At 71.3% G+C, this 18,914-nt stretch carries 19 protein-coding genes; 3 read left to right on the top strand and 16 right to left on the bottom strand.

The annotated features are described in order from the left end of the window. Nucleotides 1–26: 26 nt before the first annotated feature. From nagA to rpsF, 10 genes are all read right to left on the bottom strand, one after another. Nucleotides 27–1,241 carry an N-acetylglucosamine-6-phosphate deacetylase gene (gene nagA / locus HW566_RS09425; RefSeq protein WP_256728649.1) on the bottom strand — a complete coding sequence of 405 codons (1,215 nt, stop codon included), beginning with the start codon at nucleotides 1,239–1,241 and terminating at the stop codon, nucleotides 27–29. Next, the gene (locus tag HW566_RS09420) at nucleotides 1,238–2,083 is read right to left on the bottom strand and encodes a class II fructose-bisphosphate aldolase (RefSeq protein WP_178012339.1); all 846 of its coding nucleotides are present in this window, start codon (nucleotides 2,081–2,083) and stop codon (nucleotides 1,238–1,240) included. Before HW566_RS09420 ends, nagA begins: the two co-directional genes overlap by 4 nt. After that, nucleotides 2,080–3,039, bottom strand: a complete 960-nt coding sequence (locus HW566_RS09415) for a 1-phosphofructokinase family hexose kinase (RefSeq protein WP_178012338.1) — start codon at nucleotides 3,037–3,039, stop codon at nucleotides 2,080–2,082. The genes HW566_RS09420 and HW566_RS09415 overlap by 4 nt, the downstream gene beginning before the upstream one ends. Further along, on the bottom strand, nucleotides 3,036–3,962 hold the full coding sequence (locus tag HW566_RS09410) for an ROK family protein (RefSeq protein ID WP_256728648.1): 927 nt from the start codon (nucleotides 3,960–3,962) through the stop codon (nucleotides 3,036–3,038). Before HW566_RS09410 ends, HW566_RS09415 begins: the two co-directional genes overlap by 4 nt. Nucleotides 3,963–3,991: 29 nt before the next feature. Then, nucleotides 3,992–4,909: an SIS domain-containing protein gene (locus HW566_RS09405; protein ID WP_178012337.1), complete on the bottom strand. Its 918-nt coding sequence runs from the start codon at nucleotides 4,907–4,909 to the stop codon at nucleotides 3,992–3,994. A 173-nt stretch (nucleotides 4,910–5,082) separates the two neighbouring features. After that, a complete protein-coding gene (gene dnaB / locus HW566_RS09400) occupies nucleotides 5,083–6,453 on the bottom strand; it encodes a replicative DNA helicase (RefSeq protein ID WP_178014842.1) in 1,371 nt (456 codons plus the stop codon). Between the two features lie 468 nt (nucleotides 6,454–6,921). Next, complete coding sequence (rplI, locus tag HW566_RS09395) at nucleotides 6,922–7,374, bottom strand: 50S ribosomal protein L9 (protein ID WP_178012336.1); 453 nt, start codon at nucleotides 7,372–7,374, stop codon at nucleotides 6,922–6,924. 11 nt (nucleotides 7,375–7,385) lie between these two features. Next, on the bottom strand, nucleotides 7,386–7,640 hold the full coding sequence (gene rpsR / locus HW566_RS09390; protein ID WP_023953545.1) for a 30S ribosomal protein S18: 255 nt from the start codon (nucleotides 7,638–7,640) through the stop codon (nucleotides 7,386–7,388). A 59-nt stretch (nucleotides 7,641–7,699) separates the two neighbouring features. After that, complete coding sequence (locus HW566_RS09385) at nucleotides 7,700–8,233, bottom strand: single-stranded DNA-binding protein (protein WP_178012335.1); 534 nt, start codon at nucleotides 8,231–8,233, stop codon at nucleotides 7,700–7,702. A 5-nt stretch (nucleotides 8,234–8,238) separates the two neighbouring features. Then, nucleotides 8,239–8,595 carry a 30S ribosomal protein S6 gene (rpsF, locus tag HW566_RS09380; RefSeq protein ID WP_178014841.1) on the bottom strand — a complete coding sequence of 119 codons (357 nt, stop codon included), beginning with the start codon at nucleotides 8,593–8,595 and terminating at the stop codon, nucleotides 8,239–8,241. Nucleotides 8,596–8,770: 175 nt separating this feature from the next. On the opposite strand from rpsF, the gene HW566_RS09375 reads away from it, so the two are divergent. Genes HW566_RS09375 through HW566_RS09365 form a run of 3 tightly spaced genes read left to right on the top strand, consistent with a single transcriptional unit; the run spans nucleotide 8,771 to nucleotide 11,412 of the window. After that, nucleotides 8,771–9,757: a hypothetical protein gene (locus HW566_RS09375; protein WP_178012333.1), complete on the top strand. Its 987-nt coding sequence runs from the start codon at nucleotides 8,771–8,773 to the stop codon at nucleotides 9,755–9,757. Next, on the top strand, nucleotides 9,754–11,019 hold the full coding sequence (locus tag HW566_RS09370; RefSeq protein WP_178012331.1) for a hypothetical protein: 1,266 nt from the start codon (nucleotides 9,754–9,756) through the stop codon (nucleotides 11,017–11,019). The genes HW566_RS09375 and HW566_RS09370 overlap by 4 nt, the downstream gene beginning before the upstream one ends. 42 nt (nucleotides 11,020–11,061) lie before the next feature. Further along, nucleotides 11,062–11,412, top strand: coding sequence for a hypothetical protein (locus HW566_RS09365; RefSeq protein WP_178012329.1), 351 nt, complete (start codon nucleotides 11,062–11,064; stop codon nucleotides 11,410–11,412). A gap of 27 nt (nucleotides 11,413–11,439) precedes the next feature. Here the strand turns inward: HW566_RS09365 and HW566_RS09360 are convergent, their stop codons facing one another. Genes HW566_RS09360 through HW566_RS09335 form a run of 6 tightly spaced genes read right to left on the bottom strand, consistent with a single transcriptional unit; the run spans nucleotide 11,440 to nucleotide 18,892 of the window. Next, the gene (locus HW566_RS09360) at nucleotides 11,440–12,300 is read right to left on the bottom strand and encodes an HpcH/HpaI aldolase/citrate lyase family protein (RefSeq protein WP_178012327.1); all 861 of its coding nucleotides are present in this window, start codon (nucleotides 12,298–12,300) and stop codon (nucleotides 11,440–11,442) included. After that, on the bottom strand, nucleotides 12,297–13,484 hold the full coding sequence (locus tag HW566_RS09355; RefSeq protein ID WP_178012325.1) for a CaiB/BaiF CoA transferase family protein: 1,188 nt from the start codon (nucleotides 13,482–13,484) through the stop codon (nucleotides 12,297–12,299). Before HW566_RS09355 ends, HW566_RS09360 begins: the two co-directional genes overlap by 4 nt. Beyond that, nucleotides 13,481–15,427, bottom strand: a complete 1,947-nt coding sequence (locus tag HW566_RS09350; protein WP_178012323.1) for an SUMF1/EgtB/PvdO family nonheme iron enzyme — start codon at nucleotides 15,425–15,427, stop codon at nucleotides 13,481–13,483. Before HW566_RS09350 ends, HW566_RS09355 begins: the two co-directional genes overlap by 4 nt. Next, a complete protein-coding gene (locus tag HW566_RS09345; protein ID WP_178012321.1) occupies nucleotides 15,424–16,356 on the bottom strand; it encodes a ribokinase in 933 nt (310 codons plus the stop codon). Before HW566_RS09345 ends, HW566_RS09350 begins: the two co-directional genes overlap by 4 nt. Further along, the gene (locus HW566_RS09340) at nucleotides 16,353–17,726 is read right to left on the bottom strand and encodes an ADP-ribosylglycohydrolase family protein (RefSeq protein ID WP_178012319.1); all 1,374 of its coding nucleotides are present in this window, start codon (nucleotides 17,724–17,726) and stop codon (nucleotides 16,353–16,355) included. The genes HW566_RS09345 and HW566_RS09340 overlap by 4 nt, the downstream gene beginning before the upstream one ends. Continuing rightward, complete coding sequence (locus HW566_RS09335) at nucleotides 17,723–18,892, bottom strand: ADP-ribosylglycohydrolase family protein (protein ID WP_178012317.1); 1,170 nt, start codon at nucleotides 18,890–18,892, stop codon at nucleotides 17,723–17,725. The genes HW566_RS09340 and HW566_RS09335 overlap by 4 nt, the downstream gene beginning before the upstream one ends. Nucleotides 18,893–18,914: the final 22 nt, after the last annotated feature.

Raw genomic sequence — 18,914 nt, 5'->3', positions numbered from 1 at the left:
TCCTCCTCGGACGGGTTGCGACGACGTTAGGACCCCACGGGACGGGCCGCACGGGATCGCTCACGATCGCACAGCACGGGCGCGAGGTGCACGAGAACGCCTCCGGCCCACACCGCGTCGGGTACGAGATCCTCTCCCAGCAGCACGAGATCCGCTGCCGCGCCCGGGGTGAGGGTGCCGATGCGCCCCTGCAGGCCGAGCACGCTCGCTGGCGTCGAGGTGAGCGCGGTGACCGCGTCCACGAGCGGGATGCCTGCGGCGACGGCATTCGCTAGGGCGCGGTCGAGCGTCAGCGTCGAGCCGGCGAGCGCGTCGTCTGCGCCGTGCGTGGCGACGCCGTCGCGCACCGTGACGTCGAGGCCGCCGAGCTGGTAGGCGCCGTCGGGGGCGCCAGCGGCGGCCATGGCATCGCTCACGAAGGCCACCCGGCCCGGCGCGGCGCGCATGGCGCACGCGATGACGGAGGGATGCACGTGGACGCCGTCGACGATGAGTTCGATCACGACTTCTGCCGTCTCGAGCGCGGCGACGACGGGTCCGGGTGCGCGGTGGTGGATGCCCGGCATGCCGTTGAAGGCGTGGGTCAGGACGCGTGCGCCGCGTGCAAAGGCGTCTCGTGCTGTCGCATGGTCTGCGGCAGTATGGCCGATTGCGACGATGACGCCGGCTGCTACCAGCGCGTCGATCGCGTCGATCGCGCCGGGTAGCTCTGGTGCGATCGTGATCATGGTGACGGGTCCCCCGTCCTGCAACAGGGCGAGGGCATCGGGCGTGGGAGTGCGGAGCGCGGCTTCGCGATGGGCGCCACGGTGCGAGCCCGCCAGGAACGGCCCCTCCAGGTGTACGCCGAGGAGAAGCGGGTCGGCTTCCACGAGGGGCGCGAGTGCGGCTGACCTAGCGGAGAGCACAGAGAGGTCGTCCGACACGAGCGATAGCAGCGATCGCGTTGTGCCGTGGCGTCGGTGCAGGTCGACGATGCGCGCGAGGTCCGCGGGGTCCGCGGCGACGTCCTCGGCGCTCGCGCCACCGCCGCCGTGGCAGTGCAGGTCGATGAAGCCGGGCACAGCCGTGCGGCCTCCGGCGTCAACGACATGCGCGCCTTCGGCCCCAGAGCGCCATCCGCCGCCATACCCTCGCGCGGCGACGAGCCCGTCGTCGAGCATGATCCACGCGTCGTCGGCCGACGCTCCGTCGGAGATGACGTACGCGGAGTGGACGACCGTGCGGCGCTCGGCCGTCACGATGACACGACAGGCGCTGCTGCGTCGAGCAGCGTCAGCAGGCGCGCGGCCTCGGCGCGCACGGCGTCGCGGCCGGCGCGCGTGTAGGTGCGCGAGTCGACGAGGGCCGGGCGGTCGGCGAGGGCGCGGCGCACGGCCTGCGTGTACTGCTTGGTGAGCTGCGTGGCGATGTTGACTTTCGCGATGCCGGCGGCGACTGCGGCGCGCAGGTGTCCGTCCCCGACGCCGCTGGACCCGTGCAGCACGAGCGGGATGTCAACCGCTTCGCGGAGGCGCGCGATGAGATCCAGGTCGAGTACGGCCGTGCGGTCGGTCATGGCGTGCGACGATCCCACCGCGACGGCGAGGGCGTCCACGCCCGTCGCGGTGGCGAACTGCACGGCCTCGACGGGGTCTGTGCGCACACCGGGCGCGTGCGCACCGTCCTTGCCGCCGATCTCGCCCAGCTCGGCCTCGACGAGAACGCCTGCCGCATGCGCGACCCGCACAATCCTTCGCGTCGCCGCAACGTTCTCAGCGAACGGCAGGGTCGCACCGTCGAACATGACAGACCCGAAGCCGAAGTCGATCGCTTCGAGTGCGAGCGCCTCCGAAACGGCGTGGTCGAGGTGCACCGCGATCGGGACGTCGGCGTCCCGCGCGATCGCCGACACAGCCGCGGCGACGGGGGCGAGCGCTCCGTGATAGTCGACGCAGTTCTCCGAGATCTGCAGGATGAGCGGCAGCCCCGTGTCGTCGGCGGCGCCGGCGAGCGCCTCGGCGGTCTCGATGTGCACGACGTTGAAGGCGGCGCGACCACGTGTCGTGCGGTCGAGGATGGCGCGGGTCGGGACGAGCGTCATGCGGGGGTCCTTTCGCGGGAACGTGGGATTCCCGGGGCGACGATGGCCTCGGAGATGAGGGCCGGGTATGTGGACGAGACCTCGCCTGCATAGGAGGCGAGCACGGCCGCGGCTGAGAGGCCCGCCGCCCGACGGGCGAGCGTCGCGAGGTCGCCGACGCCGTCGACGAGGTCCCGCGCGAGCGAGGCGACGGCGGCATCGCCCGCGCCCGTCGCATTGCCGCGCAGCGGCTGCGGCATGCGGGCGCTCACCGCCTCGAATCCCGAGCCTTCGGAGCGCGCGATGCACAGGCCGTCGGCGCCGAACGATGCCGCGACCATCCGCGCACCGTCGTCGAGGAGGCGGCGGATGCCGTCGGCCGGATCGGCCGCGCCCGTCGCCTCGACGAGCTCGACCGCATTCGGTTTGACGAGGTCGGCGCCCGCGTGCGCGGCCTCGCGCAGTGCGGGACCCGCGACATCGGCGATAACTGCGACACCCTGTCGGCGCGCCTTGCGGACAAGGCTGCCGACGAAGCCGTCGGGCGTGCCAGGCGGGAGGCTTCCGGACACGACGAGAACACGCGCGTCGGAGAGGCGAGCGATCGTGGCCTGTACAAGGGAGGCGATCTCCGTTCGACTCCACGCGCTCCCCCGCTCGTTGAGGAGCGTCGCCGTGCCGGTCGCTTCCTCGACGAGCGCGACGGACCGACGGAGGGCCCCGTGCACCGGAACGAGTTCGACGGGGATGCCCGCGGTGCGCAGATCGTCAGAGAAGAGGGCGCCGTCTCCCGCGACGGCGCACGGGGCAACGGCGAGGACGGGTTGGCCGAGCGCATGAAGCACGCGCGCGACGTTGATGCCCTTCCCGCCCGCGCGGGTGTGCCCGGCGGCGACGCGGTGGCTCTCGCCTCGCTCGAGCGCGGGCAGGCTCCAGGTCAGATCGAGGGCCGGGTTTGGCGTGACGACGACGATCACGGGGCTACGGCCATCCGCGCGGCGGATGAGTCCGCGTACAGAGCGCGGGCGTCGAGCGCCGCCCCCAGGACACCAGCCTCCGCGCCGAGGCGCGCGGCCTCGATCACCGGCATCTTGTGGAAGCTGAGCCGCGCGGCCAGCCGCTCCCGCACCGGTTCGATGAGGGTATCGCCGGCGCGGGACAGACCGCCCGCGATGAGCACGGCGTCGGGCGCGAGGGTCGCCACGAGATGAGAGAGCCCGAACGCAAGCGCGTCGACGGCGGCATCCCACACGCGCGCGGCCTCGGCATCTCCTCGCGCGGCAGCGTCGAGAACGTCACGCGCCCCGGCGGCCGGACGCCCCGATAACCGTCGGTAGCGGCGCGCGATCGATGCGGCGGAGGCGACAGCTTCGAGGCAGCCGACGAGCCCGCACACGCACGGCTCATCGGAGCCCTCGCCTGCGATGGGTGCGTGGCCGATCTCGCCCACGAGGGGCGATCCCCCCACCACGCGGTGGCCGCGGACGATCACCGCCGACAGGCCCGTGCCAGCCACCATGACGACGGGGTCACGGAACCGGGCGCCGCCGCCGACGAACATTTCAGCAGTGGCCGCCGCGCGCACGTCCTGCCCGAACGCGACCGGCACCCCCAGACGTTCGCGCACGAGACGCCCGAGCGGCACATCACTCCATCCGAGGTTCTCGGAGAACACTGCCACGTCACCCTCGACGATGCCTGGCACGACCAGGCCCACGGCCTGAAATCGTCCTGCTTGCGCGGCGGCGATCCCGTCGATCGCGTCGAGGAGCGCAGCGGGCCCTCGGGGTGTCGGACGGCGGTCGACGGCACCGACGGCGCCAGATGCCGCGGCGACCGCGGACTTGATATCGGTGCCGCCCACGTCGATCGCGAGCACGGCGGCGGGGCCCTCCGGCAAGCGGAAAGGCGATGCGGCGAACGACACTGTCAGCCGAGGATGACGGAGCGCGTGAGGTTGCGCGGACGGTCGGGGTCGAGGCCGCGAGCGCGGGCTCGTGCGAGGGCGACGCGCTGCGCGCGGACGAGCTCGGCGAGCGGATCTGCGTCCGACATCTCGAAGTGGGCGCCCGTGGCGGCGACATCGCCCACGAGCCCATCGGGGGTCGGGCCGAAGCTCCATACCACCCGGCCTGGCGCGGCGATACTGATGGGTCCGTGTCGGTACTCCATGGCTGGATACGCCTCGGTCCACGACTGCGAGGCCTCGCGCATCTTGAGGGCGGCCTCGTGGGCGAGCCCGGTCGTCCAGCCGCGCCCGAGCAGGGTGATCTGCTCGGCGTCGAGGAGCTCTGTGGGCAGGTCCGCCGCGAGGGCGCGACGGGCGTCTGCGACCGATGCTGCGACATCGTGGCCGACGGATGCCCGTAGCGCGCTCAGCGCCGAAGTCGCGAACCGGGTCTGCACCACCGAGGTCTCGTCGGCGAAGGGCAGCGCGACGAGCCCGTCGACGGCGTCGGGGAACGGTGATGAGGTGTCGCCCACGATCCCGACCGTGCGCACGCGCCCGCGCAGTTCGGCGGCCAGCTCAAGCACCTCGGTCGTCGTGCCGGAGCGGGTGATGAGCACGACGACGTCGTAATCACGGGCCGCGACCGGAGCCTCGGACGCTGCGAACGCGTCGGTCGGCCCGTGTCCCGCGGCCTCGCGCAGGGCCGCATAGCTCTGCGCCATGAACCACGACGTGCCACAACCGACAGCAGCGACCCGCAGGCCTCCGTTCGGCAGGACGGCGGCGTCACGGGCGACCTGTGCGGCGCGCTCCCAGCAGTCGGGCTGCGAGACGAGCTCGGCCTCCATGTGCGCTCCCCGTAACGGGGAGATCGTCTGCGTACCGGTCTCGGCCATGCGCATGCCACCTTTCGAGTCGTGGGGTAACGACTCGATGATGGCGATGGCGGGTGTGCGATCTCGACGCTCCGCACACACTCGCACACAGTTCGAGCTGCGGGCCTGGTCGGCCACATCGGTTTGTTTCCACGCTCGACGACGATGAGCCCGTGTCGGCTAGCCGGAATTTGTCAGTCCATCCCCACGGCCATGTCGGTGAAGCGTGAGAAGTGGCCCTGGAACGCGACGGTGACCGTATCGGTCGGGCCGTTACGGTGCTTCGCGACGATCAGGTCGGCCTCGCCGGCGCGGGGGCTGTCCTTCTCGTAGGCGGCCTCGCGGTGCAGCAGGATGACGATGTCGGCGTCCTGCTCGATCGAGCCCGACTCGCGCAGGTCGCTGATCGCGGGCTTCTTGTCGGCTCGCTGCTCGGCGCCACGGTTCAGCTGCGACAGGGCGATGACCGGCACCTGCAACTCCTTCGCGAGGAGCTTGAGCGCACGCGAGAACTCCGAGACCTCCTGCTGGCGCGACTCCACGCGCTTACCGCTCGTCATCAGCTGCAGGTAGTCGATCACGACCATCTTGAGGCCGACGCGCTGCTTCAGCCGGCGGCACTTCGCTCGGATCTCGACGAGCGTCATGTTCGGACTGTCGTCGATGTACAACGGCGCATCGTTGATGCGGCCACGCGTCGCAGCGACGGTGGTCCAGTCGCGCGAGTCGAGCGTGCCCTTGCGCATCGACTGCAGCGGCACAGCACCCTCGGCGCTCATCAGGCGCATGGCGATCTCGCTGCGCCCCATCTCGAGCGAGAAGAAGATCGTCGGCGAGTCGTTCTTGATCGCGGCGGCACGTGCGAAGTCGAGCGCCAGCGTCGATTTACCCATCGCGGGTCGGGCCGCGACGACGATCATCTGGCCGGGGTGCAGGCCGTTGGTCAGCTGGTCGAGTCCCGAGAAGCCGGTCGGGATGCCGGTCATCTGACCGTCGCGCCCGCGCGCGGCCTCGATGTCGTCGATGGCCGCCGTGACAGCCACTTCGAGGGGGACGTAGTCCTCGGCCTTCTCGGCGCCTGTGACCGAGTAGATCTCGGCTTGCGCGCTGTTGACGAGGTCGACCGCGTCGCCCTGGCCGTTGTAGCCCATCTGGACGATGCGGGTGCCGGCCTCGACGAGGCGGCGCAGCAGCGCGCGCTCGTTCACGATGGACGCGTAGTAGCCGGCGTTCGCGGCAGTGGGCACGATCGAGGTCAGCGTGTGCAGGTAGTCGGCACCGCCGGCGCGCTGCAGCTCGCCGTTCTTGATGAGCTCGTCGGTGACGGCGACGACGTCGGTCGGCTCGCCGTGCGAGTACAACGACAGCAGCGCCTCGTAGATCAGCTCGTGCTTGGGCACGTAGAAGTCGGTGCCTCGCAGCGTCTCGATGACGTCGGCGACGGCATCCTTCGACAGCAGCATTCCACCGAGGGTGCTCTGCTCGGCGAGCATGTCGTGCGGTGGGGTCCGGTCGGGCTCTCGCCGTCCGCCGAGTCTGTCGTCAGAGATGTCCGCGATCGACATCCGCACCCCCGCATCCTGGCCCGTGACCGAGCCGAAGTACACGGTATGGACGGGTCCCGACACCCGCAAACCAGCCTGTGGATAACTATGTGGACAAGATGCGGGAAACGCCGCAGGTGTTGTGTAGAAGTCCTGTGGAAAACGCCCGACCGAACGCCTCGGCTGAACTTTCTTAGCACCTCTGACCAGCTATTTCAGTTTCCCCAGCCTGTGGATGGAGATTGTGTTTGAAGTACCGCTTGAAGGTTGTTCATCTGGGGACTCACTTGTGCAAAACCGTCGCATTGTCAAGTCGAGACGGTGCAGTCTGCGCGCCCCTGCGCGCCCGCTGGCGCGCCGCGTCTCGCTGCCGGGATCAGGTGCCCGCACGAACCCTCGAAGCGCGGCGTGCGGCCCGCTGACCGCTCGTGAAACGACGGATGCCGCGAACCCCGAAGGGTCCGCGGCATCCGTACGGTGCGCCAGAGATTACTTGGCGGCGACCACCTGCAAGGTGATCACGGCGGTGAGGTCGTCACGCAGGCGAATGGTCGCCTCGTGCTCCCCCACGTACTTGATCGGCGAGGTGATGTGGATCTTGCGCTTGTCGAGGTCGCCGAGTCCGGCGGCCTTGACGGCGTCTGCCACGTCGGTCGGCTTGACGGCGCCGAACAGGCGACCCTCGGCACCGGCCTTGACGGCCAGCTTGACCTTGTTGGCCTCGAGGTTGTTCTTGAGGGCCACGGCCTCTTCGTGGTCGTGGATCACGCGGGCTTCGCGAGCGGCGCGAATCGACGCCACCTGCTTCTCGCCACCGCGGGTCCAGGCCACAGCGAAGCCCTGGGGGACGAGGTAGTTGCGGGCGTACCCGTTCTTGACCTCGATGACGTCACCGGCGCTTCCGAGCCCGGCGACCTCGTTCGTGAGAATCAGCTTTGCCATGTCGGTGCTCCTTACCGGCCAGCGCCGGCGTAGGGCAGGAGCGCCATTTCGCGCGCGTTCTTGATCGCCTTGGCGATCAGACGCTGCTCCTGCACCGAGACACCGGTGATACGACGGGCGCGGATCTTCCCACGCTCCGAGATGAACTTGCGGAGCGTCGAAACGTCCTTGTAGTCGATGACGCCGACGCGGATCGCCTTCGCGGGGGCCGCGTTCTTCGCGCCCTTCCGCGGCTTGCGGCGGTCGCCGGTTGCCTTTCCAGCCATTGTGTTTCCTTACGAGTGTGATGATCGGATGCCGCTGCTCGCGGCGTCCGGAATCCGATTCAGAACGGGGTGTCGTCGCCGTAGGAGGCGCCGGAGCCCGGTGCGCTCCATGCGTCGGGAGCCGAAGAACCCGGGGTCGCCCACGGCTCCTCCTGCACCTGCTGCTGCGGACGCGCCTGCTGACCGCCGCCGAAGCTCCCGCCACCGCCACCGCCGCCGCCCGAGCCGGACGCGGCGCGCGTGACCTGAGCGGTCGCGTAGCGCAGCGAGGGGCCGATCTCGTCGACCTCCAGCTCGATGGCAGTGCGGTTCTGGCCTTCGCGGTCCTGGTAGGAGCGCTGACGCAGGCGGCCGGTCGCGACGACCCGCATGCCCTTGGTCAGCGAACCCGCCACGTGCTCGGCGAAGTCACGCCACACGGACGCGCGGAGGAACAGCGCTTCGCCGTCCTTCCACTCGTTCGCCTGGCGATCGAAAGTGCGAGGAGTCGAGGCGATCGTGAAGTTCGCCACCGGCAGACCGTTCTGCGTGTAACGCAGCTCGGGGTCTGCCGTGAGGTTGCCCACGACGGTGATGACGGTCTCGCCGGCCATGAGCCTTAGACCTTCGCGACCTTAGCGGGGGCAGCAGCCTTGCGGGCGGCCTTCGCCTCGGAGCGCGCCTTCTCGGCGGCGACCTGTGCGATGGCCTCCTCGGCGCGCAGGACCTTGGTGCGCATGATCGACTCGCTCAGCTTCAGCTGGCGGTCGAGCTCCTGCGTGGTCTCGCTCGTCGCGGTGAAGTTGACGACGGCGTAGATGCCTTCGTTCTTCTTCTGGATCTCGTACGCCAGGCGGCGACGACCCCAGATGTCGACGTTCTCGATCGTCCCGCCATCGTTGGTGATGACCTTGAGGAACTTGTCAAGGTTGGGAGCAACCTGACGCTCGTCGATCTCGGGCTGGAGAATCACCATGAGCTCGTACTGGTACGTGTGCGTCACTGACCCACCTCCTTCGGACTAGAACGGCTCCCGGGCATTTCCCGGAAGCAGGAGGGTGTGTAGCACGTGCCCGACCGAGGTCGGACAACCTCAACAGCTTAGCGGATCGCGCGTCATCCTGCCGACCGGTCGCCGGTAGCGTGGGCGCATGGAGTGGAGCGCGGACGTCTCGGCGGGCGATTGGCTACGCGATCGCCTCGACGATCCGTGGGCGGGCACGATCCACGACGTCGTGCCGCGGGGCTTCGAGGCGTACGCGCGGGTACTGCACCCGGCATCCGTCCAGTCCCGGGCGAGTGGCGACCCGCTCCCCCCGTTCGACGAGTGGTTCGCGATGGGATGGGAGCGGTCGCAGCGGCTGACCGCCGACCTCGTCACCGACCCCGCGACCTGGGCCGACACCGCTGCGGCGTTCGGGACGACGCTGCATCCGCTGGCGCAGTGGGACTCGATCGTGCGCTCGCCCGAGTTCGGGTCGAACCAGATGACGTCGCCGGACGGCCGCTGGTTCGCGGCACCCGGCACGGGCGAACTCGACCCGCACCTCCTGGCCGCGCTCGCGGGCGAGCTGATGCGACACACCTCGACACCGGATGACGTGACCGCGGGCCTCTGGGAAGGCCGCGGCGGCCTGATCGGCCACACGGGGCGGCGTCCTTCACGGGCGTTCTTCCAGATCGGCGACCCCGACGACGCCACCCTGGCCCGCCACAACCGCATGCTCGGGTCGTCCTTCGCCGACCGCTTCAACAGCGTGTTCCGCAAGCCCAGCTGGCAAGAGGGGATCCTCTCGCGCGAGATCTCGGAAGGCCCGCGGCTGCGCTTGCCGGAGCGGCCCTTCATCCTGTTCCGCGGAGCCCTCGAGGAGTTCGCCGACGACGACTGGGAACTGCGCATGCCGTGGCGCGACCTCCCCGCCGAGGCGGAAGGAGCCGCGCCGATGTCGCAGAGTCCCAGCCTGCTCTGGCCCGCGGACCGCGCCTGGGCGATGGTGTCGGAGGTCGACTTCGACTCGACGATCGTCGGCGGCTCCCGCGAGCTCGTCGCGGCGATCTGCCGCATCCCCGACGTGGAAGCCCTGCCCCTGCCGGACGACGCGCGCCTGTACTGGGGCGCAGACGAGGTGAACCGATGAGCGTTCCGTTCGATCCCCGCCCTCTGCAAGAACCCATTTCGCCAGCGACCGCACGCGCGTTCCGCAAGCACCTCGGTCAGACGGGACGCCTCCCGGGCGGTGCCGGCACCGCGGCGGGCGTCATCGTCGCGATCGTCGTGGTGATCTTCATCGTGCTGGTGTTCGGGGGCGTTCTCTCCGCCGTGATCGGCGGGCTCATCGTCGCGGCCGGTGCGCAGTCGGGCACGGGAGCTGCGCTGTCGCTGACGACGCTCATCCCCCTCGTCATCCTGATCGGACTCGCAGCGCTCATCCCGTTCTTCGTCCGCCGTCAGCGCACCGCGCAGGCGGCGGCCTGGTACCGCCTCGATCGTTTCGCGCAGGCCAACGGCATGAGCTTCGAGCCGCAGCGACCGAATCCTCCCCTGCCGGGCATGATCTTCTCGCAGGGGTCGAGCCGGATGGCATCCAACCTCGTCCGCGGCGACCGGCCGCGCTTCGTGGAGTTCGCGAACTACCGATACACGACCGGATCGGGCAAGAACCAGCAGACGCACACATGGGGCTACGTGGCCGTGCACCTGTCGACACCGCTGCCGCACATCGTGCTGGATGCCGTCGGCAACAACGGACTGTTCGGCTCCAACCTGCCCGTCGCGTTCGACCGCGACCAGCACCTGAGCCTGGAGGGCGACTTCGACCGGTACTTCCGCCTCTACTGCCCACGCGGCTACGAGCGCGACGCGCTGTACCTCTTCACGCCCGACATCATGGCGCGCTTCGTCGACAACGCCGCCGCCCTGGACGTCGAGATCGTCGACGACTGGCTCTTCTTCTACGGCAAGCGCGACTTCTCGACCCTCGACCCCGCCACCTGGTCGTGGCTGTTCGGCGCCGTCGCCGCGATGATCGACAAGTTCGCGCAATGGGAGCGCTGGCGCGACGATCGGCTCGGCCAGGTGGCGACGTCCGTGGACGCCCCGACGTCGCCGCTCGGTCCTGTGCCCGGATCGCCGGCCGCCGGCGCGCCGGGGTCGCCGGCCACGCCCGGGTCGCCGGCTCTCGGTGGGCCGTCGGCTCCGGCGCCGGGCGATCCGGCGGCGCTGCCCGTCGCGCCGCCGCCGGGGCTCCTGCGCCCCCCACCCGGGGTTGCCGCTCCCGGTCAGCGCCTGCGGCGCGGCGTTCCCTGGGTGGCCGTGGTCATCGTCGTCGTCGTGGTCCTCGCTGGCGTCATCGGACCGGCCATCGCCTTCATCGGAGGCCTCCTCGCCGCGATGCGGTGAGGCGGGACGGCATCGGATGACGCGATCCCCGAAGGAGAGTCCATGAAGTTGCACATCGAGACCACGGGGTCCGGCCCGCGGCGCATCGCGTTCGTCCGCGGCCTCGCCAATGACGCAACGGTGTGGGCGCTCGACGCCATCGTCTCGCACTGGGACCGGAAGATGGGGCTGTCCGTCCTGCAGGATGTCGCTACGCATCCGTACCGCGTCACTCGCCCGGCCGCCCCATCGACGGTCGTCCTCTCGGGCGACGCGCTTTACGTCGTCCCCGACCCGCTGCCCGAGACCCGGAAGAGCTCGGGATGGACCATCGTCCGCGAGGACTCGCTGGGGCACGCCATGTTCCTGGAGAACCCCGACCTCGTCTGGGAGCTCATCGAGCCGGCCCTCTGAGGTCGACGACAGCCTTGCGGACCGGAGTCACGGCTGCCGCCGGGGCGTCTCGTGTGCCGCGAGCACCCGCTGGGCGGCCTTGACCATGGCGACGTCGATGAACGTGCCGTCGTCGAGCACGAACGCGCCCGTGCCGTCGGCGGCCGCGGTGCGCACCCGCTCGACGATGCGCTGCGCTCGCTCGACCTCGTCGGGGCCGGGGGTGAAGACCCGCCGGATCACCTCGATCTGCCGCGGATGGATGGCGGTGCGCCCCGCGTAGCCGAGCGCGCGTCCGGCCGCGCAACTCTCCTTCAGCCCGTCGAGGTCGGCGACATCGGCCCAGACCGCCATGAGCGGCAGGGGCAGCCCGGCCGCGGCGGCGGCGTTCACGACCCGGGCGCGCGACCACGCGAGCCCGGGTTCGCCCGCGCGCCCGGCGGGCACCCCGATCTCGGCTCGCAGGTCGGCCTCGCCTACGGCGATCGAAGCGACACCGGCCTGCGCGATCTCGAACGCCCGCTCGATCGACAGCGCCGACTCGAGCAGCGCATGCACCTCGCGCCCGGGCGCCGCAGCGCGGACGGCCGCGACGTCGTCCGGCGACTGCGTCTTGGGCAATCGGATGCCGAAGGCCGCGGGCAGAGCCGCGACGGCGGCGACATCCGCGTCGTGCGCCTCGGCACCCCGCGCGTTGACCCGCACCTGCACCGCGGGAACCGAAGCCCCACGTGACGCCCATGCTGCGGCGAAGTCGGCGAGCGCAGCCCGCGCCGACGCCTTGCGCGAGGGGGCCACCGCGTCCTCGAGGTCGACGATGACGGCATCCGCTCCCGCATCCAACGCCTTATCGAAACGCTCCGGACGATCGGCGGGCGCATAGAGGGCGACCATGATCGCGCGCGTCATGCGACCGATCCTTCCGCGCGCAGGCGGGCGATGTCGTCCTCGGTGTAACCCAGCGAGCCCAGCACCTCCGCGGTGTCGGCCCCGTGGCCGCGCCCGGTGAAGGCGATCGTCGACTCGTCGCGCGACAGGCGGAACAGCGGCCCCTGCATGGCCATCTCGCCGAGATCGGGATCGTGGATGCGATGCACCGTGCCCAGCGCCTGGAACTGCGGATCGGCGACGATGTCGGACGGCTCGTAGACCGGGGCGACGGCGGCCTGCGCCGCGTCGAACGCCTCGACCACCTCGTCGCGTGTGCGCTGCGCGATCCAGCTGCCGACGGCCCCGTCGAGCTCGTCGGCGTGCTGGGCCCGGCTCGACCCGCTCGCGAACCACGGCTCGGCAGCGAGGTCGGGCCGGCCGACGAGGGTCACGACCCGTTCGGCGATCGACTGCGCGCTGGTCGACACGGCCACCCACGAGCCGTCCGCCGTCCGGTACGTGTTGCGGGGGGCGTTGTTCGCCGACCGGTTGCCGGTGCGGGGCTGCGCGGTCGCCAGCTGATCCCAGCGGGTGATCTGCGGGCCGAGCATCGCCAGGATCGGCTCGATGATCGCCACGTCGACCACCTGCCCGCGCCCGTCGCGCTGGCGGGCGTGCAGCGCAGTCATGATCGCGTAGGCGGTGGCGAGCGAGGCGATCCCGTCGGCGAGGCCGAACGGCGGCAGGGTCGGCGGCCCGTCGGGCTCGCCCGTCGCTGCGGCGAACCCGCTCATCGCCTCGGCCAAGGTCCCGAAGCCGGGCCTGCTGCGGTACGGCCCGATCTGGCCGAAGCCGGTGACGCGGGCGAGCACCAGGCCCGGGTTCTCGGCCGACAGTTCGTCGTACCCGAGACCCCAGCGCTCGAGGGTTCCCGGACGGAAGTTCTCGACGACGACGTCCGCGGTGCGAGCAAGGCGCAGGAACGCCTCACGTCCATCATCCGTGTGCAGGTCGATCGCGACGGTCCGCTTGTTGCGCCCCAGCGTCTTCCACCACAGGTTCTGCCCGTCCTTGCTCGGCCCGTGTCCGCGGGCGGGATCCGGGCGGGTCGGATGCTCGACCTTGACCACCTCGGCCCCCATGTCTCCGAGGTGCATCGCGGCCATGGGCCCCGCGAACAGCGTCGAGGCGTCGATGACGCGCAGCCCGTCGAGCGGGGTCATGGCCGCTCCTCCCAGCACACGCGGAATCCGATCGAGGGCGAGGCGTCCTTGCCGAGGCCCGGCAACAGGAGCTTGAGCGCGAACTCCGGGATCTGCACGCCGCCGTCGACGTACCAGTCCGACCCCTCGCTGCGGTGGGCGCTGCCGCCTTTCAGCATGACGAATCGGGTGCGCCCGTCGGAGTGCTCCGACTCGGTCCAGTTCCACACCTCCGGGCTGCGGCGGTGGAACGCGGGATCGGATGCTGCAAGCTGCCACTCGTCCTCGGTGGGCAGCCGCCCGCCCACCCAAGCGGCGTACTCCCGGGCCCGGGCGAACGTCACGCCCGTCGCCGGGCGCTCGGGATCGCGGGCATCGGTGTGCTCGCCGATCGCGTCGAGAAAGCGGGCGTAGTCGGCCTCGCTCACCTCGCTCGCACCGACTCGCACCGGATGCCGCACCTCGGCGACCCGTTCGAGGGTGCGCTGATCGTGCAGTCGCGGCGGCAACGGCTTCCACTCGTCGACGTAGGGCGCGCCCTCGTACATCCCGGTCTCGCGGGCGCGGAAGCGCACGGTCAGCACACGTGAGCCGCGGGGCACCGTGACGGTCGACACGTCCTCGCTCGCTGCCGCGTCGCTCCGGGGTCCGGTCCAGACCGGGGCCGCGAGGCGTCGCGCCCGGCGATGCGGGAACGAGGCATCCGCCGCGGGCGACTCGTCGCGCAGCGCCGCTCTCACCTCGGCGACGGGCGCCGGCTCGGCGGTCTCCGCGGACATCCGCACGACGGCGGCGACGCCACCGGCGGGCACGGTCACCGACGTCACCTCGTCGGCCGCCTCGTGCAGCGGCACGTATCGACCGCCGGGCTCGAGGCCGACCTCGACGTCAGCCCCCGACGTATTGACGAGGCACAGCAGGGTCACGCCGTCGAGCTCGAAGGCCGAGCCGAACACCGGGGCCTCGTGCACCGCGAGCGGCGTCCACTCCCCCTCGACCAGCCAGCGGTGCATGCCGCGCTGCACGGGCAGCATGCGCCGGAGCGTCGCGGCATCACGGTCGTTCCAGCCGACCCAGACGCCGAAGACGACCTCCCACACCATGACGCCGACGCCGTTGAGCCAGGCCGATCGCAGCTCTTCCGCGTGATCGCGGTGCCAGCGGCGGATGTGGTGCTGCATGTGACGGCGCTCGAACCAGCGGGCGCGCAGCACCCCGGGCACCTCCGAGTCGGCGAACCACTGCGCCCACGACAGGGTGTGGTCGGCGATGCGCTCGGTCGCGAGTTTCGACTCGCCCTCGAGTCCGATGCCCGGACGTGCGGCGTCCAGGGCGGCGACGAGGTCGGGATCGGCCTTGCGCAGCGTGTCGAGGAAGACGCCGTCGGCCGCGAGACGCCGCACGGTCGCGGCGAGCTCGGTGGCGTCGTCGCCGGAGCGCCGCGTGCCGACGTCCCACGGGTTGTAGTCGACGAACACTGCTACCCCGGCGGCGCGCAGAGCCTGGGCAGCCTCCGCGAGCCCCGGAACGGCGTAGAAGTCCCATTGATTGCGGTCGTCGATGCCGATCACGGGATAGGCGTGCCAGAGAACGATGCCGTCGAGGCCGCCGAACCGTCGCCGCGCGTCGGCGAGGAAGCGCTCGGGGGTGAAGCGCTGCGCGTCGAAGTCGAAGAACAGCTCGTCCCACAGCCAGACCTGCGCGACGGTGAAGCACCGGCTCGCCCAGGCCGACTCGGGATCGTCGTAGCGGGTCGGCACGCCGTGTCGTGCGCGGGCGCCCTCCCGCCATGCCGTGAGCTGCGCGCGCCACGCGTCGAGGTCGGCCGGATCGGTCGGTGCGACGAAGATCTTCGCGTCGTCGAGCACGGCCGCCGCGTCGCCCGAGCGCACGTCGACATCGAGGGGAACCGGTGTCGGGAGGTCGATTCCGCGGGGGACGAGAGGGTCGAATCCACCGCTCACGGCTGGTTCTCCTTCTGAAAGGCGACGACCTCGTCGCTCGTGGGAACGGCGTCCTGGGCGCCCGGGCGGGTGACGGCGAGAGCAGAAGCGGCGGCGCCGGCGCGCGCGGCATCCACGAGCAGGTCGAGGTCGACGGTGTCGGGGCGGCGGCCCGAGGCGGCGAGCGCCGCGGCCAGCACGCCGCAGAAGGTGTCGCCGGCGCCCGTCGTGTCGACCGGCGTCACGGCGTAGGCCGGCACCTCGGCACGATCGGTGCCACAGACGACCAGGCAGCCCCGAGCGCCGAGGGTGACCACGAGTACGCCGACGGCCGCCGCGAGTGCGCCGACGGCCTCGTCGAGATCATCGGCGCCCGCCGCCTCGCGGGCCTCGTGCTCGTTCACGACCAGCACATCGGTGGCCGCGAGCAGCTCCGCACGGGCGGAGGCGAAAGGCGCGGACGGCGCGGCGTTGAGCACGTGCCACGCTCCGTCGGCTCGCGCCGCCGCGGCATCCCGCACGAGAGCCACCGGGATCTCGAGCTGCGTGAGGACGACCGTTGCCGACGCCACGGCCGCACGCTGCGTGTCGGTCAGCGTGTCACGGGCCGCATTGGCACCGGCGGCGACGACGATCGCGTTCTCTCCGTGCGCGTCGACCGAGATGAGGGCGGTCCCGGTCACCCCGTCGACCCGCAGCAGGCCCGAGACGTCGATGCCGTCGGTGACGAGAGCCGACCGCAGCGTTTCGCCCGCAGCGTCCGTTCCCACGGCACCGACGAACGCGACGTCTGCCCCACCCGCCCGTCGGGCGCCGACGGCCTGATTGGCGCCCTTGCCCCCGCCGCTGCGCACGAGCGACTCGGCGAGCAGCGTCTCGCCCGGAGCCGGGATGCGGGCGACCCGCGCGACGATGTCCTGATTGATGCTGCCGACGACGACGACGCTCACGAGGTCTCCTCCGCGAGGGAGGCCGTCCGCTCGGCGAGCTCGCGGATCGACCGGTGCGGTCCGCCGGGCATGGAGGTCGCGATGCGATCATGGAGTGGTGCGGTCCACGCCGGATCTATGTCGTCCGAGCCGACGAGCCCGCCGACGACCGAGCCCACGGTCGCGCCGACCGAGTCGGTGTCCCATCCCCCGGCGACGGCGAGCGCGACGGCCGAGCCGAAGTCGCGACCGTGTGCCTGCAGGGCGCATGCGGTGAGCGCGGCATTGTTCAGCGTGTGCACCCAGTGCATGCACTCATACTCGGCGTGCAGAGCGTCGAGGGAGTCCGCGGTCGTGAGCTCACCCGATGCGAGCGCCCGGCCGGTCTCGCGCCCGAACCGTACGGCGCGGGCCAGCCGCGACGCGGGCGGCACGATCGCGTCTGCCGCATCCAGCACGTCGTCCATCGAGTCGGCGACCAGCGATGCCGCGCACAGGGCGGCGGCCCACATGGCGCCGTACAGTCCGTTGCGGGTGTGGCTGAGCCGCGCGTCGATCCACGCCGAATGCGCCGCGGCCCGCACGTCGCCGGGGTGGGCCCACCCGTGCACGTCGGCACGGATGAGGGCGCCGATCCACTCGCGGAACGGATTGCGGTGGGTCGCGGTCTCGGGCACCGGACGCGCGTCGAGGATGTTGCGGTACGCGGCGCGCTCGGCCGTGAAGACGCGACCCGCGGGCAGGGCGGCGAGCCAGGCCTCGGCGACGTGGTCCGTGGTGAGCGCGCCGCCGTGCTGCTCGAGCAGGTCGAGCGCGAGGATCGGGAAGTTGAGGTCGTCGTCCTCGGGCATCCCGTCGATGTTCTCGACGAGCGAGGTCGGTGCCGAGCGTCGGTTCCACGGCCAGCGCTTCGCGACCTCCGTCGGCAGACCCTGAGCGGTGAAGTAGCCGCGGATCGGCCAGTTTCCGGTGGCGCGGGCGATCTGCTCGATGCCCGCTCGGGGGATCTTCTCGACGGGCTTGCCGAGCAGGCATCCGGCCGACCGTCCGAGCCATGCGCCGTGCACGCGGTCGAACGAGGCACCGCCCCCGGCCCCGTCCGGCTTCGCCGGAGCGGGCAGCAGCGCGACGATCGTCGCCCAGTCGTCGGGCTCGTCCGCGCTCGGCCGCTGCAGCGTCTGCAGCTCGTCGAGCACGCGGCGCGCCTCCGCTCGCACCTCGGCCGACGCCGGCGTGGCGCTCGCTCCCGAGGGTGCCAGCACGGTCGCACCGCCGGCATCCGCCCAGCGCCGTTCGATCGCCGACAACTCGTGATCGGGCACGCCCTGCTCGCGCAGCGCGGCGAACTCGGCCGGCACGAGGTCTTCGGGTTGGGCCCAGGTCAGCCTCACGCCACGGCCTCCGCCGACAGCAGGACCGACAGCGCCTCGGCCCGGGCAGCGGCACGCTCGGCGTCGGCGCGCGCGACGTCGCGCACCACCTCGACCATCGTCGTGACGACACCGTCGAAGTCGAGGCGGCTCGCGGTCACGACCTCGCTCAGCCACTGCTCGGGCACCGCTGCACCGCCGTGCAGGCCGCCGCAGATGGCGCCGGCCATCGTCGCGATCGAGTCGGAGTCACGGCCGTAGTTCACGGCGTCCAGCACCGCGGCACGCAGGTCGCCGTCGTGAGCGACGACGAAGCCGAGCGCGACGGGAAGCTCCTCGATGGCCTTGGTGCGCGACGGCAGCCGGGCGTCCATCGCCGGTGACCGGTACGCATCGCCCACGGTGTCGAACGGTCTGACCGCCGCGCGGACGACACGACCGAGCTCGCGCGGCTCGTCCGACCCGCCGGAGGCGCGGAAGGCGTCGACGGCGTCGAACACGGCGCGGATGGCGGCGGCGGTGCCGTCGTGCGCGACGTCCAGCACCGCGCGGCGGACGTCGTCGACCGTGGCGCCGGGGACGGCGGATGCCGCGATCGCGGCGGCGAACACGCCCGCGGCCTCGCGACCGTACGACCACTGGTGGGCGCCGGTGATGTCGATCGCCTCGGCGTAGGCACCGCGCGGGTCGCCGATGTGGACGAGTCCGACGGGTGCCATGTACATCGTGGCGCCGCAGTTGACGACGTTTCCGACGCCGGCTTCGCGGGGGTCGGCGTGGCCGTAATGCAGCTTCGTCACAAGCCACTTCTCGGCGAGGAAGACGCGCTGCAGGATGAGCGCCTCGTCCTCGAGCTCGGGGATCCACCGGCGCTCCCCCATCATGAGGGGCACGAGGTCGCTCGCGACGTCGTAGGCGTCGAGGTGCCGACGCTGCTTGGCGTAGACCTCGATGAGCGCGTGGGTCATGAGGGTGTCGTCCGTGACGTGCCCGTCGCCCTTGTGGTACGGCGCGATCGGGCGAGCCGTGCGCCAGTCGGGCAGGAAGGGACCGACGATCCCCTCGACACGTCCACCGTGCCGCTCCTCGATCTGCTCGGGGGTCCATCCCTCGGTCGCACCGCCGAGCGCATCGCCCACGGCGGCTCCCGCCAGTACTGCTGCCACCCGATCGTGCAACACGTCCATTACGTCCCTCTCTTCGTTCGAG

The organism is Microbacterium oleivorans (assembly GCF_013389665.1).
GTDB classification, from domain to species: Bacteria; Actinomycetota; Actinomycetes; order Actinomycetales; family Microbacteriaceae; genus Microbacterium; species Microbacterium oleivorans_C.
Note: the sequence above shows the minus strand (reverse complement) of the source record. Positions and strands in the feature narration are given on the sequence as shown.